Origin of the sequence: Mesorhizobium sp. M1D.F.Ca.ET.231.01.1.1, from assembly GCF_003999155.2 — a bacterium.
Lineage (GTDB): Bacteria > Pseudomonadota > Alphaproteobacteria > Rhizobiales > Rhizobiaceae > Mesorhizobium.
Window position 1 is genome coordinate 583,718 of sequence record NZ_RZOZ02000002.1, and the last position, 17,661, is coordinate 601,378.

Here is a 17,661-nt window from a genome sequence, read left to right on the forward strand (position 1 = left end):
GATATGGTGAGAAGAGGATCCGCACCGGCCTCCCAAAGCCGGCAGACCATCCCATGTTCGTACGGTCGCCGACCTTCTCGAAGCCAATGAGCTCACCGCGCCGGGCCGTGATGTGCAGGCGAGAGAATGGTGATGCAAAGACCGAGTTCCTGCTCGTTGCGTGCGCCCGTGGAGCCAGCAAGAATACGGTCATTGCGGTCATGCAGCACGTGGACCGTGTCTCCTGTTCGACACCACAGCATCGAGGATGCAAACGAGCTGCTGCGGCTGCCATTCGGTCGCGGCATGCGTGGACGGCGGGATTGGCCGAACAGCCGAGATCGTGGTCGACTGTTCGATGCGAGAGCAACATCCTGCAGAGCATACGTTTTTGCGCTGGCCGGTTTTTGTCAAAAGCCGTCAGGTTCTCGAAAGCTCCCGCCCTTAGCTTGATCGAGGCTAACCTTTAACACGTCGCCGCCAATGGCAAATGCCGGAGTACCTGATGATAGCAGCAATTGGGAGTGGAGTTGGCAACCTCGGGACTTCCTTGATCCGAAAGGGCCATGGGGATTCGAAATCCGAGCATTCTGGTGATGGCAAGCCGGCTGATGGCAATGATGGCAAGCCAGCTGGTGGGAATGATGGCAAGGCAGCTGGCGGGAACGATCGGGCGGATAACCGGACCGTTTCAAATGATCAACTTCAAGACAACTCACAGTCTGCAGCACAAAGTGAAGCCTTCCAAAGTATCCTGCGATCGTTCGCGTTCCAATTCGCGAACGATGCGATGGCTGAGGCCGATGAAGCTTTGGATGACACAGAAGATGCCTGACGCGGGAAATCCGGCGTGAGGTCATACAGGCCGTTATTGACGGCACAACTCCAACAGAAAAAGGAATGATCATGGCTGCAGTTGATAATAATAAAAAATCAGGCAATACCAATACCAGTAGCGCCGGCAATACCGATAAAACTAACAGTGGCACTCCCGGCAATACAAGCGGAGCTGATGCTACTGCTTTTCAGGCGCAAGTGCAGGAACTAACCAATGTTAGCTTGGAGGCGACGAAAAGGAGTGTCCAGTTGCGCACTCTAACGACCAATCTCCAGACCATCAAGAAGGCCGCCGACGAACGCGTTTCGTAATGTCGGAAGCGGGTTTTAGACTGCCCCCTAGCGCGTCTCCTTATTGACGCGACGTAGTCCCGAAATGAGCCGCATGGCAATTGCCATGCGGCTTCTATCCTGTTTGAGAGATGCTCTGTGGATGACGCCGTTTCCCTCCGTTTCGAAGTGCGTTCGGGGCACTATTGCGGTCTGACCGGCAAGACGGATCTTCAAAAGTGTTTAATCGGCAGCGGCTTCGATGCCGATTTGGTCTTTGTCGAGCAGGGACTGGCACCGCATCACCTTCGTGTAACTCTTCTTGGCAAGTCGATCGAACTGGAGGCGCTTGCACCCGGACTCAGTATCGAGGGCAACCGGAATATCGCCGCAGGCCAGTCCGTTGTTGTGCCCCTTCCTGTCGTCCTGCTCGTAGGCGAGATGTCCATTGCTTTGTCCGTGCAGGATGCAGAGCCGCCTGGTTCGACCGGCATACCGCGCCTACCGATCGGTGTGCTCGCCATGGTCATAATCAGCTCACTCGGGATCGGCGCGCTTTCAGGCACGATCTCCTATCTTGGCAATGCAAGTGGATCGAGCCCCAATTCACTTCGGGCTGAAGTCGCGTCCAGAACGATCAGTCACCGCGCTGACAATGAACTTACGGAGGCAGCGGCCCAAGAGCTGCAGGAGGAAGTCGATCGAGCGGGTCTTCTCGACGTCAAGATTGGGTCGGCAAAGGGTGTTGTGACCGCCGAAGGCACCGTCACGTCTGAATCGGTCATCAGCTGGCAGAAGCTTCAGCAATCGTTCGATCGTCGCACCAAGGGTACTCTAACACTGGTGAACGGAGTGCTCATCAAAGAGGAGAAGGCGCCATCCGCAATCGCGGTCGAAGCTGTGTGGCATGGGGTCCAACCATATATTGTCATCGACAGCGAGAAGTATTTTGTCGGCGCCATTTTGGCTGATGGATGGGTGGTCGAACGTATTGAGGACAGCCGTGTGCTGCTGAGCAGGAATGGCCGCATTGCTGCTCTCCAATATTGAAAGCTCGCAGGCCCCATCAAGCAGCACTCTATGGCCAGCCAAACATCCTGTCGCGCTCGGTGCTGACAAGCTGGCTGCGTTGGAAACATTTGCTGCCCAGCCATTTCGCGCCTGCTTGTGGCTCTCATGCAGGGTCACGCGCTGGCCAAGGCTGAGGCGCCTTCGGAGTTCGAAAGCCACGTTTCATGGCGTAACAGCAGAGTAAGTCTCAACCGATTGCAAAGGTGTCTCGATGGCCAACGTCCTGCGTGACTTCATCAAGCGTGCGCCGGCCAGCCCGGATTTAATGGTTGCGTTGATGCTGCTTCTGGCTGTCGCGATGATGGTCATGCCTATCCCGGTCGTGGTGGTCGACGCCCTGATAGGATTCAATATGGGGTTGGCCATACTGCTGATGATGGTTGCCCTGTATGTCAGTACTCCACTTGATTTTTCCTCTTTGCCCGGCGTTATTTTGATTTCCACTGTATTCCGTCTCGCGCTCACGGTCGCAACGACGCGACTGATCCTGGCCGAGGGGGAGGCCGGCAGCATTATTCATACTTTTGGCGATTTCGTCATTTCAGGCAATATCGTGGTGGGTTTCGTCATATTTCTGGTCGTCACCATGGTGCAATTCATGGTCCTCGCGAAGGGTGCCGAACGGGTGGCAGAAGTGGCGGCGCGTTTCACGCTGGATGCTCTGCCGGGCAAGCAAATGGCGGTCGACGCAGAGCTACGCAACGGCCACATCGATGCCAACGAATCCCGCCGGCGGCGCGCCGAATTGGAGAAGGAAAGCCAACTCTATGGCGCGATGGACGGCGCGATGAAATTTGTGAAGGGCGATTCCATCGCCGGGCTGGTGGTTATCTGCATCAACATGCTGGGTGGAATTTCGATCGGCCTGCTCTCCAAGGGCATGTCCTTCGGCGAGGTACTGCATCACTACACTCTGCTGACGATAGGCGATGCATTGATATCGCAGATTCCGGCCCTTCTGCTCTCCATTACTGCGGCGACCATCGTCACCCGTGTGACTGGGACGGCGAGGATCAACCTCGGTACAGAAATGGTCAGTCAGCTCACGGCCAGCACTCGAGCCTTGCGACTGGCGGCCGGCGTCCTGGTTGTAATGGGGTTCGTTCCTGGGTTTCCCCTCCCCGTCTTTCTGATGCTGGCCGCAGTGTTCGCTGCGGTAAGCATTGTCAAGGCTGATGTGCTGGGCGCCGGCACTGCCGATGCGAAAGGTGGAACTGCAGCGGAGCCTAAGCAAGCCGCGCCTGCGAAGGAATTCCCGATCGCATTTTTTCTAGCGCCAGATCTTATGCAGGCGGTCGATCAAGCCGAATTGCAAAAACATATTGGGCGCGTTTCGCTCCTGGTCACAGCCGATCTGGGCATTATCGTTCCTCGCATCCCTGTCTTGGTTGACGAGCAGCTGCCTGAATCGCAATTCCGAATTGATGTCGAGGGCGTGCCAGTCGAACAGGACGCCTTAGATCCAAACCAGATGGCGCTCCGAGCCGATGTAGCGCACGTCGACTCGAGCGGTGTCCCCCTTAGACGTGAGCCGAAAACGGACACACTCCCGGTTGAACATACCCCTGCAAAGGCCCTTACGGGCGCCGGCACGGAGCATAGGGCTCCCGGCGAACTCCTCGCCTTGCGCGTCCATGCAGCGTTGACCCGCTACGCACCGCGATTGGTGGGCATCCAAGAGACCCGACATTTCCTGGGCCGAATGGAGCAGGAATATTCTGAGCTTGTGAAAGAGGTGCTACGCACGACGCCGATTCCTCGGATTGCCGATGTTCTGCGCCGCCTCCTGGAGGAAGGTATCCCAATCCGCCACACCCGTCTCGTGTTGGAGGCATTGGCCGAATGGAGCGAGCGTGAGCAGAACGTTGCCCTGCTGACGGAATATGTCCGTTCTGGTTTGAAGCGACAGATCTGCCACCGCCATGCCAACACGGAGGGCATCGTGTCCGCCCTGGTCGTCGAGCGCGAGAGCGAGGATGTGATGCGTGGCGCGGTTCGAGATTCGGATGCAGGCCCCTATCTCGCACTGGAGGATCGGCAAAGCGAAGCGATGCTATCACAGATACGTCAGGTCCTTTCGAACGCAGAACCGGGTCAAACCCGCCCTATTCTGTTGACGTCGATGGATGTCCGACGTTTCGTCCGCGGCTTTCTGACGCGAAACGGGGTTGATCTCGCCGTGCTGTCTTATCAAGACCTCGCCTCCGACTTTACAATTCGCCCCGCAGGATCCGTCACACTCCCGCACGGATCGAACAGCGGATTGTTAGAGTAGTCCCACCTTTCCTAACTGAACGCCACGCGCCTCCCCGATAACTGAGAGATAACATGAATAGTAATACAGTTTCTCCATCGCCTATGTTTCTGCGCCGGAACTCACTTCTTTTTGCCGTACTCGCCATTCTGCCTTTGGGCGGTTGCGCCAGCTGGCAAAAGCCGGCTCTTTCCGTGCAGGAGACATCTTCCCCCGAGTTGCTCAGCGCCGATCAAATCGATCCGGCTATGCGCGAACGCATTTTGCGCGAAGTTGGTCAGGATGTTCAAGAGCGGGCTTTGCGGGATGAGGTGAAGCAGCACCCGGACAATGTTGATGCGGCGATACGACTTACAAATGCCTTGGTGGGCCAGAAGCGCCCGCACGAAGCGGTTGAGGTGCTCGACAGCGTCTTGGTTGCAGCCCCAGGAAACGTACGTGCATTGAATGCGAAGGGCGTGATTTTGGACATTGAGGGGCGGCATGACGCGGCACAGGCCCTGTATCGGCGAGCTCTCGAAAACGAGCCAGGCAATCAGATGGTGCAGCATAACTTCAATCTGTCGCTTGCCTTTAACGGCAAGTCCAAACAACCAAGGTTAGCACGATCGCAATAGGTGGGCACAGTGCATGCGCAGCCTGTTCCCCGGCTCGAACACGCGCTCGGCTCCCATCATAGATGGCCCCCTGAAGAGAGCCATATCTATGCAAAACAGTTGCTCCAGATCTGGCCGGCAGAGATCGGCAGGAGAGCCGGATGACATCACGCGGCCACCCGCAAGGCCACCCGCCTCGCTTCGTTGCCAGAGCGCCCTCTCCCTCGCCGGTCACCGTCTCGCAATGCGGCGACCTGGCTTAAGGCGGTCGACCGAGCGCCCGATGCAGTAGCCATGAATACGTAACGCAGCGATGGACCCGCCGGATCGTGTCGCGCTTGTGCTGGCCGTCCCTGCCATTACAGCACGGTGATTGTAGCTGGATCCTATTCTAGAGGCATCGATGGTGTGGATGCCTTCGATCCAAACAATCGATTTGTTGAATTCGTCCGCCTGAGGAAATTAGCTGCGGCGATCCGACTTCCGACGCCTGCAGGCGCAAAACCAACAGCGTGAGCGCTGCGGGTCCGGAGGCAGGCTGCAAAGTGCAATCACCAGCGCTGATAAGCGGCAAGTGAAGAATGTATCGCTCGGGCGACTCCTGTGTTGTGCACGGTTGCCCCGCGAGGTGAACTGTAGCAGCTTGGCAGCTCAGCGTTCACGAAAGGAGAAAAGATTTGGGGCCAAGCAAAGACCGGCTTTTTTGATTGTCTTGCTGTATCGCTATGGTGGGGCGGGCGCGACCGCTCCCATAATTCAATACGCTGCCTTTAGCGATGGACGATGACGGGATGCGTCGCCGAGACTTCAATGGTGGAGGAGCAGCGCACCCGTCGATCCATTTGCTTTCAGCGGCAACCGCCACTATGAAGCGACACTTCGCCCAACTGTGTTTCAAGCTGCCCGGAGAAGTTTATGACAGAAGAACCCCACAAGACCGACATCCTCATCGAGCTCACTGCCGATGTTGTATCAGCCTACGTCTCCAACAACCCCGTCCCGGCGGGGGAGCTTCCTGCCCTGATCGCCCAAGTGCACGGGGCTCTAAACGGCACGGCTGGACTCATACCGGCAGAAGAGCCTGTGCCTGTAAAAAAACCTGCTGTCCCGATCAAAAAGTCGATCGAACCGGACTACATCATTAGCCTTGAAGACGGCAAGAAATTCAAATCGCTAAAGCGCCATCTGGCGACGCACTATGGTCTGACCCCAGACGAATATCGCGCCAAATGGGGTCTGCCGTCGGATTATCCCATGGTGGCGCCGAATTACGCCGCTGCGCGCTCCGCCTTGGCCAAGACCATGGGACTCGGCCGCAAACCGAAAGAGCCGGAAGCCCCAGCCACGGCGCCGGCGAAACGGACCCGCAAGAAGGTCGCAGCCTAAATCCGTATCAACAGTCGTTCGGACGCGCAGCAGCCGTTGGCCCAATCTGCGCGGAATCAAAGGGCGGGGATGAGCCCCGCCTTTCCCGTCCAAGAGCCTCATTTCCAGAGTAATTCATGATGGCTCCAGCAATCCCTGCCGCGGCATTAACTTGCATGCTCCGGCCCGGGTTTCGAGCCGTCAATGCGTTCCGGCGATGACGAACCTTGCCAAGGCTTTCCCGGACCGTTAGCCAGCCTTGCTGAGGCTGCCTGCAGAGGACTTTCCCGTGCGGCGATCCTGTTCCACCTCGTAGTTGATCTTCTGGCCCTCATTAAGGGTCGACAGGCCCGCTCGTTCAACAGCGGAAATGTGGACAAAGACATCCTGACCGCCGTTGTCAGGCTGAATAAAACCAAAACCCTTCGTGCTGTTGAACCACTTCACCGTTCCAGTCGCCATATCCATTCCTTTGTAATAAGTCGCAACTTAGGCAGGCCATTCACGCCAGCCTGATTTGTACACGAGACTTTAGGCGCATCAAAATCGGAAAATTGCAAGGCCCACTCGATCGCCTGATCTCCAGCAGCAACTGCAACATATGCGAGGCGCGTGCCAGACGAGGCGTATGCCAGACGTTTCGTCGTGCGCTGTCGCTCGAACGTTGACAGAAACAATGACACACCTTGCAAACTCGGCACATCTTGTGGACGTGCTCGGGTCGCTTCTCGACTGCGATACCCGCTCCTGACCGGGTATCGTCGGCCAAAATGAGGGTTTTTGTCATGTGCCGCCAGACCGAAAGATCAGGCGCGCAGCGACCTGCACATTCAAACCGGAACCCGCGAACCTCGATTAGCTTCTGCCTGCTCCGAAGGGCGGTAGCCTGCTCTGAGGCGGGCCACTGTCGGGTTGAAAACCAACTGTCGGGTTCGGAACCCCAGATTGTCGGCAAGGTACGCGCCGCCCACTGGTTGGCCAAAGGGCACTGGCTCCTGATCCTGCCGCCATGCTCGCCCGATCTCAACCCGATCAAGACAGGTCTGCTCAAAACTCAAGGCGCGGCTGCGGAAGAAGGCGGCCAAAACTTTCGACGCTCTCTGCGGAACTCTCGGCGATATCTGCCAGCTGCTGGAGCCAAATCAAAAACCATTAATTGCGACAGGTGATTTTATGACATTCATTGCGAAGAGGCCAGAATGAACAGCGGAAGAGAGTAGCAGCTCTCTGGTCGCGGCGAGGTGGATCGTCGACACGATCGGCACCTGGCCCGTGCGGGGATCGCACCGCAGCCAGCACCAGAGCCAGACCTTGACCGCTTGCCTTGCTCAGGCGCCACAACAACGAGTGGCTGGAAGCAGATCCACGTGAACTCAGCGATATCGATCAGACGATGCTTACCCTCATGAAAGCCGATCCCGACGCTGTCCAGCGCCGCGAAATCCTGACCAGCATATGGCGCATCGGATGCCACCGCCTGCACACTCACCATCGACATGCCGGAACTCGGAACCAAAGGCCGCAAGCCTCGCCGGCCTCGGCAAAATGGAGCGGCCGCGCCTGGGCGGCCGGGCCAATGTTCGCCAGGCCCTCTACATGCCCGGCCCTTCGCCCTGCGCTTCAACCCCGACCTCAAGGCAAAATACCAGGCGCTAAAGGCGGCAGGCAAACCCGCAAAGGTCATCATCTTGTTGCGAAAGCTCCTCATCCTAGCAAACGCTCTCCTCAAGGCGCAGCGAAAATGGCCCCTAAAACCCTTGACCGAAACGGATACCTTAGCCTTTCAGGTGAGGCGGGCCGAGATAGACCAACCGCGGGTTTAACTTCGCGAGTTTAAGCTGATTATGCCGATGCAACTCTAGCGCCTGCGCGACCGTTTTAGCTTCCATCAACAAGGCGGCAGGGTGGGAGGAAGTACCCTCCCCTGCCGCGAACAAGCTTTGGACAAAGCCCCACCTTGTCCGTAATGTGATCGGGAGGCCGGGGCGCGGCGGTGCTCAGCGGATGTGACGCGCGAGATCTGCGACCCTACCCATCAGCACTTCCATCGGTCCTCGCTGGAAGACGCGCAGCCAAAGCACCGCAAAAGTGCTGATAACCACAACGAAGCCAAAGAGCGTGGACAGGCTCTCGTCTTTGAAAATGTTTATCTTCATAAGATAGGCTATTCCCGCAATGTGCAGCACATAGGCCGTCAAAGACATCGAGCCGACTGCGATTATTGGCCAGACCAGCTTTCGCAGACGCGGGAGCGCATCCACAGCGAGCATGCAAGCCGCCAAGATGATCATTGCGCAACCGGTGCTGCCCACGATCGAAAGCGTCGTTTCGCTATGAGGTGCGGCTATCCATGACGACTTGACTATAAATGACGACTTGGAAGGCTCAAAAGCGCCGTCAACGTCAGACCACCACAAGGAGGTTTCAGTCAAAGCGCGGGAACTCAGCGCGAGCAAGGATCCCCCATGGCCCAACACGGCCAGCGCGACCCCCGCCAGACCAAGGCGCCAATGCGCTGCTAGCGTATTAAGATTAAGGCGCGCGATGGCCATGCCAGCGATGAGGAAAGGAACCCAGGTCACCGCGGGATAGTAGCCGTTGACCATGAGGTTGAAGACCGGGTCGAGGAGGTTGGGGGCAACCGACAGAAGGGAGGAACGGACTTGCGGGAGAACTAATGCCGTAGCGGCAGCGATCAAGCCCAGCTGATATGCGCTGAGCCGATGGAGCGGCAATACCAACAAGAAGCAAATTCCGTAGTATTCTAGGATGACTTCGACCTGGGTACCGAGGCAGCCCAGGATTGAGCCAAGCGCGAGCAAAACAAGGGCACGAATTGCGACTCTGGCGATGGCCTGTCTACCGGCTATCCCCGACTTCGGCGCCTTGCGACCTGTAATCAGGAGGATTGAAAAACCGGCCAATACGGCAAACAGGGCCGACGGCCGCCCATGGGTTAGTTCCATCAGAAACCCGACTAGTCCTCCTTCGCCGGGGTCGGGACCGAGATGGGCGGCATACATCCCGAAGACAGCCAGGCCCCGAGCGAGGTCGATGCCGACCAGCCGATCTACTACCGACCCATTCCTAGCGTCGGCAACCGGTGCCTTCATTACCATGGTAGATTCCCTTGCTGGGTGTGTGGATCGCGGGAGCCGCGATAGGAGAGCCGGTCGGCTGCTGCCGTCGCCTCGTGAAAGGGTTCAAAACATCGCGCCATCTGGCGCATCGAGCCGGCGACAGAGCTGTTCAGCCATTAGCCTGGGGTAAGAACAACAGATCGGCTCACAAAGCCTGTGTCACGGACCTGAAAAGTGGTGTCGCGGAACCGTCGTTTTTTGCATGATGGCTAAGCCGAGAGATCCACTGCACCGACGAGAGACTCAGCGACGTTAGATATCCGATCAGTACGCCGCGGCTCCGCCGGTGACGATCACCCCGGGTGTCAAGGCCAGGGCGTAAACCTGCCATAATCTGTGGTAGTGCGCCCGCGACCAATCCGTTCGACAAAGCTCGGCGCATGGTCGAGCCAATCATATTCTTCCATGTGGCTGTTGCCTGAAAAACCGAAGACGCCGTTCGCTGGTCCAGCTGTTCCAGACCTCGGCCTGCGTCGGTCATTAGAACCGGCGCGCCTGTTTCCCAAATCAATTTGCTGATGCAGCCGCCGGGGGTCACATTGAGCAAAAGTGCCGAGGTCAGGACGGGTTTCATAGGGGCTCTTCGTTTGGCTTTGTTAACGACCCCTTTCTTGCAAGTTGTAGCTGACAGCAGCCTGAAAGCTCCCCAAATAATTCGCTGCCGCCGGTTCAGCCTATTGTCAGCTTCGACCAATAAGATGGGAGCCTTGCCCTCATACCGGAGCTCGGCAGCATGATGCGAATACTGCTCACTGAAGACGATAAGGACCTTGGAAGTGCTATGCACGATCATTTGGTGGCTGGTGGCCACGCGGTCGACTGGGCCAAGAACCTGTCCGAAGCGCGCGATTATGCAGCTGTGGTCGGCTACGACCTTATTTTGCTCGACGTTCACCTGCCGGACGGCAATGGGATCGACTATCTGCGGGAGCTGATCAAGGAACTTGAATCGGCACCGGTCATCATTCTGACAGCCTGCGATCGGATTTCGCATCGCATCGAGGGCTTCAACGCTGGAGCCGACGACTATTTGGTCAAGCCGTTCGATCTGGGGGAACTCTCAGCGCGTATCCATGCAGTGGCACGTCGCCATGGGCATTTTCCGGAGCCGCAATTTTCGGTTGGGACGCTTTCCATACAGGCAGCCGAGCGACGCCTCTTCCGCGACGGGCAGGAGGTCTACCTGACTTGACGCGGATGGGCGGTGCTCGACTACCGTCTGCCCCAGCCCTGCACGGTCGTTTCAAAAGGGAAGATCGTGGACGCGCTTTTCGGCAGACGGCGCTGATTCATACTCTAAAAGAAAATTCGGCTTCCAGTTGCCTTGGCCATGACTGCCCTTCCCGAAAGATGGGTGACAGTTCATTCCGGATAGATGGGTTACACTTTCGGCCCTTTGCAAGGAGAGCAAGGTGCCTTGGAAGGAGTGTAACGTCATGGAAGAGCGGCTGAAGTTCGTCGCCCGGCTGCTGGACGGCGAGAAGATGGCGGTGCTTTGCCGGGAGTTCGATATCTCGCGCAAGACCGGCTACAAGATCCTCACGCGCTACAACGACAGCGGCCTGGAGGGGCTGACGGACCGATCGCGGCGGCCCTATCGCCACGCCAATCAGCTTCCGTTTCAAATCGAGAAGCTGATTGTGCGCCTCAAGCAAGACAAGCCGACATGGGGTGCGCCGAAGATACGCGAGCGGCTGGCCCGGCTGTATCCGGATGTGCACCGGCCCGCGATCTCGACCGTGCATGCCGTGCTCGACCGCCGGCATGGTCGAGCGCCGCAAGCGCAGGCGCAACAGGGCGACGGGGACACCACTTTCAAACGGCTGTCGCCCTAACGATCTTTGGTGTGCCGACTACAAGGGCGAGTTCGGCAGAGAACACGGCCGGGACAGGGGATCACAAACACTTGACCGTTCCAGACCCTGGCAGTGGCGCATCGATTGACCGTTGGCTCTGTTCGTGGGCACCGAAAATAGGGCCTTCTTGGTCCTCGGCAGAGAATATGGCCCGGACGGGGGATAACAAACACTTGACCGTTCCAGACTCTGGCAGTGGCGCATCGATTGACCGTCGACTCTGTTCGCGAGCGCCGAAAATACGGACGACCCCTATGGTCAAAGTGCACTTCTGACCTGCTAGGCACTGTTCGATAACTGGAGGCACCCGCTACGGTGCCCTCGTATTTAAGACACCTGTCAGTTTCAAGCCTGGACATTGACGCGTGGCGCGGCTGCCATTCGTTGACCGCCACGTCGAATTGCCCGCCAACCAGTGTACAGCCGCCGGTGGTCACATTGAGCAAAAGTGCCGAGATCAGGAGGGGTTTCATAAGGCCTCTTCGTTTGGCTTTGTTAACGACCCCTTTCTTGCAATTGTAGCTGACAGCAGCCTGAAAGCCCCCAGATATTCGCTGGCGCCGGTTCAGCCTACTGTCAGCTTCGATCAATAAGGCAGGAGCCTTGCCCTCATACCGGAGCTCGGCAGCCTGATGCGAATACTGCTCATTGAAGACGACGACGACCTTAGAAGTGCTGTGCACGATCATTTGGTGGCTGGTGGCCACGCGGTCGACTGGGCCGAGGGCCTGTCCGGAGCGCGCGGTCATGCAGCTGTGGCCGGCTACGACGTTATTTTGCTCGACGTTCACCTGCCGGACGGCAATGGCATCGACTATCTGCGGGAGCTGATCAAGGGGCTTGATACAACGCCGGTCATCATTCTGACAGCCCGCGATCGGATTTCGCACCGCATCGAGGGGCTCAACGCTGGCGCCGACGACTATTTGGTCAAGCCGTTCGATCTGGGGGAACTCTCGGCACGCATCCGTGCAGTGGCACGTCGCCAAGGGCATTTTCCGGAGCCGCAATTTTCGGTTGGGACGCTTTCCATACAGGCAGCCGAGCGACGCCTCTTCCGCGACGGGCAGGAGGTCCACCTGTCTGGACGCGAATGGGCGGTGCTCGACTGCCTTCTACGCCGGCCCGGTTCGGTCGTTTCAAAGGGGAGGATCGAGCACGCGCTTTATTCATTCAATTCGGAGTTCGAGAGCAACACAGTGGAGGTTTATGTCAGCCGGCTCCGCAAGAAGATCGGCGGGGATAGAATAGCAACCGTGCGTGGCTCCGGATACAGGCTCGTGGTCACATGACGAACTCGAACAGCATGACGAGAAAGCTGATATCGTGGTTAGGCGGGGCAACGCTCCTGGTTTGGATCGCCGCCCCAACCATTGCTGCGTTCATTTTTTGCAATAATGTAAACGAAAGTTCGGATGACTTGCTCCAGGCGAGCGCAGAGTACAGAGAACCAGAGCTGATCAAGGTCTTGAATGGAAAACACGTTGATCAATACAATAACCACTTGCCAACTTATAAAAAGTACTGGACCTATCGTGAGCAGGTTATTAATAAGTACGGGGTAGTGCTTATTTCCGAACCGGAAGAGGGTCAGCAGCCCTTCCCTGATGCTCCCCTGAGTAACGGCTTTTGGGGAAACGCTGATTACCGCGTCTACACAGAGGAGATCCAAGACGGCGTGTATCATCAGTTGGCCGAACCGCTTGATGGCCGCCGTACCACAATCGCGAAGGGCGCACTTTTTGTCTTCCTTCCGACACTCGTGCTCCTGCCCTTTAGCTTAGCTGTTTGGTGGATCGTGATCCGGCGCTCGCTGCGGCCAATCGAGGTACTGCGACAGCAGATCGGATCGCGCGACGGCGGCAATCTGTCACCAATGGACTTGGGCGATTTCCCGGCAGAGTTGGCTCCAATCGCGGCATCCGTCAATCGGCTTCTCGATCGTCTGCGGGCGGCTCTCGAGGCCGAACGCGAGTTCGCCGCAAACAGTGCGCATGAACTGCGCACGCCGATCGCAGGTTCAATCGCTCAGATGCAGAGATTAGTGGCCGAGCTTCCCAATGGGTCGGCCAAAATGCGTGCGCGCGGCATCGAGCAAGCGCTGTCGAGCCTTGGCCGCCTTGTCGAAAAAGTGCTTCAGCTCGCTCAAGCCGAATCGGGGGTTGGCATGGCGGATCACGCGATCGATCTTGTCCGATCGGTTCGGCTGGAAATCGACGACCTGAGGAAAAAGCCGCAATATGCCGGACGCCTGCATCTTAACGTCGACGGCTGCACCACTTTGATGCGCAAAGTGGATGTCGATGCGTTTGGGATCCTCCTTCGTAACCTGATCGAGAATGCGCTGATACATGGACTGCCCACTGTTCCGACAACAGTTTCCGTCCAAACTGATGGAACCATCGCTATTGCAAACGCCGGACCGGTGGTGCCCCTCCCCGACCTCGAAGGGCTTACAAAGCGATTTAGTCGTGGTGCTACTCCTGCTGCGGGCTCAGGCCTTGGTCTACATATCGCTAACATGGTTATCCAGCGGATCGGTGGCAGTCTAGAGCTTGCGTCGCCCGCCCGCGGTCGCAATGATGGTTTCGAGGCGATCATACGAATTCCTCAATGACACCGGTGAATTCGACGACAGTTGGACACAGGGCGGATTGCTGGCAAGGCTGCTGACAGGGCGAACTGTACGGCAGTATGTATACGGCGTAGAAATCGTACTTCACACAACGCATTTCGGCCGCGGCAATCAATGCCGCTATCATCGTCTGAGCAGTTCGATCGAAGCGACACGACATGATCGGCAAAATCGAAGGCTCCGCCTCACCGCTCGCTCGATTTCGCCCGGGGAGAAAAGAGGCCATCCGAGAAAGTGCAAGCCGCCGCGCAAAGGCGACGTGTCCAATTGTCTGGGTGCCCCTGTGCGCCGGCCCGATCGGGTTGGCGCAGGTCCAGTAAGGACCCGGACCAACCATTCCATTTAGACGACCGGCAGGTTTTAATCGGCGTCCGGATCGCCGGCCCAAAATGCCCCAAGTATACGGCTAGAAAGGCTGCCAACGATCGAGCTTTGGTCGGAGGCGTGCTTGTCAGCGTCTTGGGTGCTTGACCGGCCTTTGCAATGGCCATCGCCATCGCAAGTATCGTGCGTGGCCAGTGAGACCGCAATTTCATCAGCCTGGAGCCGACCGTATCGGTGCTTTTTTCTGATTTAGGGATTTTTCGTTTTCCTCTTGGATCATCACGGGTTTGGAGAGGATCTGGTGTTAAGTGCCATTCGGAGCGCCGGCGAACCGCCCGAAATTAATGTGGTCGAGTCATGAAGCCTCCCGAATGCGTTAAACGAGACCCTTTATGGCGGCCCTGGCTGACAACAGTCTGAAAGCTGCAAGCGGCATGCGAAAATGGGGCGATCCTGAATGACGACAGATGCTATCAACATGAAAGAGGCTCGCCCTGAAAGCTGAGCACGCTTTATGCTCAGGCTGCTGACAAGGCCAAAGCAGCGTAAGTGCGTAGTGAAATCCAAGGTCCACATGGGTCGTCGCGCGTCCCGTGCGCCTGGGAAGGCGCCGGCCCGGCCAAGCTTTCCCAGCTCGTCCGCATGATGCTTCGCTGAGCGTCAATGGACGTTGGCGCGAGACCAAGGCGTCGTGCGTTGCAATCCGGACGGTCCAGGGTATCAGGAGTTTCACGGCCTCGGCCCGCTTGGCTGGCCACAGTTGAAGCTCCAACGTACCGGCTGGCACCGGGAAATTGGGCTCTGCGCTGCCTCAACGCTGATGGCACGGTCAATGCTTGCCTACCGATGGGGCCGCCCATGCCGTGATGCTGTCGGTCGACGTTCGCAAACCAGACCCTCGCGAGACCCAGCGAAGGGGCTCGCCGGTACGACGAGGGACCTTACCTCTTTATGCGCGGCATCATTATCGAGGATGACATGTTGCCTTACACGTCGTCCCTCGCGCTCGGGTCTTTGTGGGGCGGATGAAGTCCTGATCGCGGTGGCACTGCTGCATGTTTGCGTAAGACCCATCCAGTCACGATCGCGCTGTCCTTCGATGTCGCGGTGCTGATAGGCGGGCAGATCGGTGTGCGCGGCGCCCGCCAAAGGATCGTCGTCACGCCGGAGGAGGCGAGCGTCATAGCCGGCGCGCCGGCGAAAGGCGCTTTCTGTCGGATGCCCGACAATGTCGGATATCGCAAGTATCAAGGTTGGATCAAACCTTGCGAATCGGGGCTTTCTTACTTGGCACGGGGCATGCTCAGGTATCCGCAAACACCCAATGGATAACGAGCAGACTTCCCATGGCCTCACCATGCCGAAAGTTTCCCGGACGCATCCAAAGATGAGGCTCGCGTCAGGCCCAGCAACACGCTGACGGCTCATGTGGCTCGGCGTCGCGTGCCGATCCACTTTCTCCCAATAGGCGTTCGGGAGACATAGATCCTTCAAAATGAGGAACAGATCACTTTGCCAGGAACGCAGCCCATAACCCCACTCTCCCTACCAGAACTACCAAGCAAGCCCCGCACTCATGGGCTTCGCAGGACGTCCGTTGCGTCCGAGTTGGTCGGCGCGGGGCCGGCTCCGATCCCCGTCGCATGGGAGGACGGCAAGGCGAGGGATTTCGTGCTCGACAACGGCATGGAGGTGGTCGTCATTCCCAACCACCGGGCGCCGATCGTCACCCACATGGTGTGGTACAAGATCGGCAGCGCCGACGAGCCGCCGGGCAAATCCGGCATCGCCCATTTCTTCGAGCATCTGATGTTCAAGGCGACGACCAACCATGCGGGCGGCGAATTCGACCGCGCAGTGTTCGAGATCGGCGGCTCCAACAACGCCTTCACCTCCTCCGACTACACCGCCTTCTATCAGACAGTGGCGCCGTCGGCGCTCGAGCTGATGATGAGCTTCGAGGCCGACCGAATGCGAAACCTCATCCTCACCGACGATGTCGTCAAGACCGAGCGCGACGTGGTCATCGAGGAGCGCCGCTCAAGCACCGACACCAACCCGCAGGACGTGCTCCATGAGGAGATCGACGCGACGCTGTGGCAGAACCAGCCCTATCGCATCCCGATCATCGGCTGGATGCAGGAGATCGAGCAGCTGAACCGCGTCGACGCCACCGCCTTCTATGAAAAATACTACTGGCCCAACAACTCCGTGCTGATCGTGGCCGGCGATGTCGAGCCGGAAACGGTGAAGGTGCTGGCCGAGAAGACCTATGGCAAGGTGGCGCGCGGGCCCGACCTGCCGCCGCGCATCCGGCCGGTTGAGCCCGAGCAGAACACCAGGCGCACCGTCACGCTCTCCGACGCCCGCGTCAGCGTGCCCAGTTTTTCGACGCAGTGGGTGGTGCCGTCTTACCATACCGCCAAGCCGGGCGAGGCCGAAGCGCTCGACCTGCTGTCCGAAATCCTCGGCGGCGGTAACCGCAGCCGGCTTTACCAGGCGCTCGCTGTCCAGCAAGGTATCGCTTCCAGCGCCTGCGCCTATTTCCAGGGCACCATGCTCGACGACACCAGGTTCGCCATCTATGGCGCGCCGCGCGGCGATGCCAAGCTGGCCGATCTCGAAGCGGCGGCCGCTGCCGAAGTCGCTCGCATTGCCAAGGATGGTGTCAGCAGCGAGGAACTGGGCAAGGCCAAGGAGCGCTTTGTGCGCGATATGATCTTTGCCGAAGACGACCAGGACGACCTCGCCTGCATCTACGGCTCGACGCTGGCCACCGGCGGCACCGTGAAAGATGTCGAGGAACGGCCGTCTCGCATCCGCAGGGTTACCGCCGCGCAAATCAAAGCAGTTGCCGCCCGCTATCTCGCGTTCGACCGTTCGACCACGGGCTATCTCTTGCCCAAGACGGAGAATCAAGAGATGACGCTCGGCGCTCAGCCCCATGCTGCGATGAACATCCAGGAGGTGAAGTCCGAAAAGGGCATCATCGCCTGGCTGGTGGAGGACCACACAGTGGAAATCGTCAACATCGGCTTTGCCTTCAACGGCGGCACCACGCAGGACCCGGTCGGGAAGGAGGGGATGGCCAAACTGATGGCCGGCCTGTTCATCGAAGGCGCTGGCCATTACGACAGCGATGCCTTCCAGGTGAAGCTCGACGATGCCGGCGCCGAAATGAGTTTGGACGCGCAAAGCGACGACATCTACGGATCGGTGTGCATGCTTTCCAAAAAGCAGGACGCCGCGTTCGGCCTGCTTCGGCTCGCGCTGAACGCGCCGCGCTTCGACCAGGGGCCGATCGATCGCGTCCGCGCCGAGATTGTCTCCGGCA

General features: G+C 58.3%; 11 protein-coding genes and 3 pseudogenes. 12 read left to right on the plus strand and 2 right to left on the minus strand.

Features of this window, described 5'->3' with window-relative positions; translation table 11 throughout:
• The first annotated feature begins 484 nt into the window (after positions 1 to 484).
• The 6 genes from EN874_RS09220 (at position 485) to EN874_RS09245 (ending at position 6,393) form a co-directional block, all read left to right on the plus strand.
• On the plus strand, positions 485 to 814 hold the full coding sequence (locus tag EN874_RS09220) for a hypothetical protein (protein ID WP_081714433.1): 330 nt from the start codon (positions 485 to 487) through the stop codon (positions 812 to 814).
• Between the two features lie 71 nt (positions 815 to 885).
• The gene (locus EN874_RS34330) at positions 886 to 1,128 is read left to right on the plus strand and encodes a nodulation protein NopA (RefSeq protein ID WP_224570034.1); all 243 of its coding nucleotides are present in this window, start codon (positions 886 to 888) and stop codon (positions 1,126 to 1,128) included.
• A 117-nt stretch (positions 1,129 to 1,245) separates the two neighbouring features.
• Positions 1,246 to 2,136, plus strand: coding sequence for a hypothetical protein (locus EN874_RS09230; RefSeq protein ID WP_024505382.1), 891 nt, complete (start codon positions 1,246 to 1,248; stop codon positions 2,134 to 2,136).
• A 232-nt stretch (positions 2,137 to 2,368) separates the two neighbouring features.
• Positions 2,369 to 4,432: a type III secretion system export apparatus subunit SctV gene (gene sctV, locus EN874_RS09235; RefSeq protein ID WP_024505383.1), complete on the plus strand. Its 2,064-nt coding sequence runs from the start codon at positions 2,369 to 2,371 to the stop codon at positions 4,430 to 4,432.
• Between the two features lie 53 nt (positions 4,433 to 4,485).
• Positions 4,486 to 5,028 carry a tetratricopeptide repeat protein gene (locus tag EN874_RS09240; protein WP_081714429.1) on the plus strand — a complete coding sequence of 181 codons (543 nt, stop codon included), beginning with the start codon at positions 4,486 to 4,488 and terminating at the stop codon, positions 5,026 to 5,028.
• A gap of 894 nt (positions 5,029 to 5,922) precedes the next feature.
• Entirely contained in the window at positions 5,923 to 6,393 is a 471-nt protein-coding gene (locus tag EN874_RS09245; RefSeq protein WP_024505385.1) for a MucR family transcriptional regulator, read from the plus strand.
• Positions 6,394 to 6,621: 228 nt separating this feature from the next.
• On the opposite strand, the gene EN874_RS09250 is transcribed toward EN874_RS09245, so the two are convergent.
• Complete coding sequence (locus tag EN874_RS09250) at positions 6,622 to 6,834, minus strand: cold-shock protein (protein ID WP_008874821.1); 213 nt, start codon at positions 6,832 to 6,834, stop codon at positions 6,622 to 6,624.
• Positions 6,835 to 7,358: 524 nt separating this feature from the next.
• On the opposite strand from EN874_RS09250, the pseudogene EN874_RS34335 reads away from it, so the two are divergent.
• Positions 7,359 to 7,575: pseudogene (locus EN874_RS34335) on the plus strand (transposase); the annotation flags it as partial.
• Positions 7,576 to 8,369: 794 nt separating this feature from the next.
• Here EN874_RS34335 and EN874_RS09255 read toward each other — a convergent pair.
• Positions 8,370 to 9,491 carry a DUF418 domain-containing protein gene (locus EN874_RS09255; RefSeq protein ID WP_024505387.1) on the minus strand — a complete coding sequence of 374 codons (1,122 nt, stop codon included), beginning with the start codon at positions 9,489 to 9,491 and terminating at the stop codon, positions 8,370 to 8,372.
• A gap of 754 nt (positions 9,492 to 10,245) precedes the next feature.
• Here EN874_RS09255 and EN874_RS09260 point away from each other — a divergent pair.
• The 5 genes and pseudogenes from EN874_RS09260 to EN874_RS09280 all read left to right on the plus strand — a co-directional run.
• Positions 10,246 to 10,704: a response regulator transcription factor gene (locus EN874_RS09260; protein WP_224570033.1), complete on the plus strand. Its 459-nt coding sequence runs from the start codon at positions 10,246 to 10,248 to the stop codon at positions 10,702 to 10,704.
• Between the two features lie 244 nt (positions 10,705 to 10,948).
• Positions 10,949 to 11,381, plus strand: a pseudogene (locus tag EN874_RS09265) (helix-turn-helix domain-containing protein); the annotation flags it as partial.
• 619 nt (positions 11,382 to 12,000) lie between these two features.
• Positions 12,001 to 12,660 (plus strand): response regulator transcription factor, encoded by a 660-nt coding sequence (locus EN874_RS09270; protein WP_024505389.1) that lies wholly within the window; start codon positions 12,001 to 12,003, stop codon positions 12,658 to 12,660.
• Positions 12,657 to 13,985, plus strand: coding sequence for a HAMP domain-containing sensor histidine kinase (locus EN874_RS09275; RefSeq protein WP_126063917.1), 1,329 nt, complete (start codon positions 12,657 to 12,659; stop codon positions 13,983 to 13,985). Before EN874_RS09270 ends, EN874_RS09275 begins: the two co-directional genes overlap by 4 nt.
• Before the next feature lie 1,950 nt (positions 13,986 to 15,935).
• A pseudogene (locus EN874_RS09280) lies at positions 15,936 to 17,240 on the plus strand (pitrilysin family protein); the annotation flags it as partial.
• Positions 17,241 to 17,661: the final 421 nt, after the last annotated feature.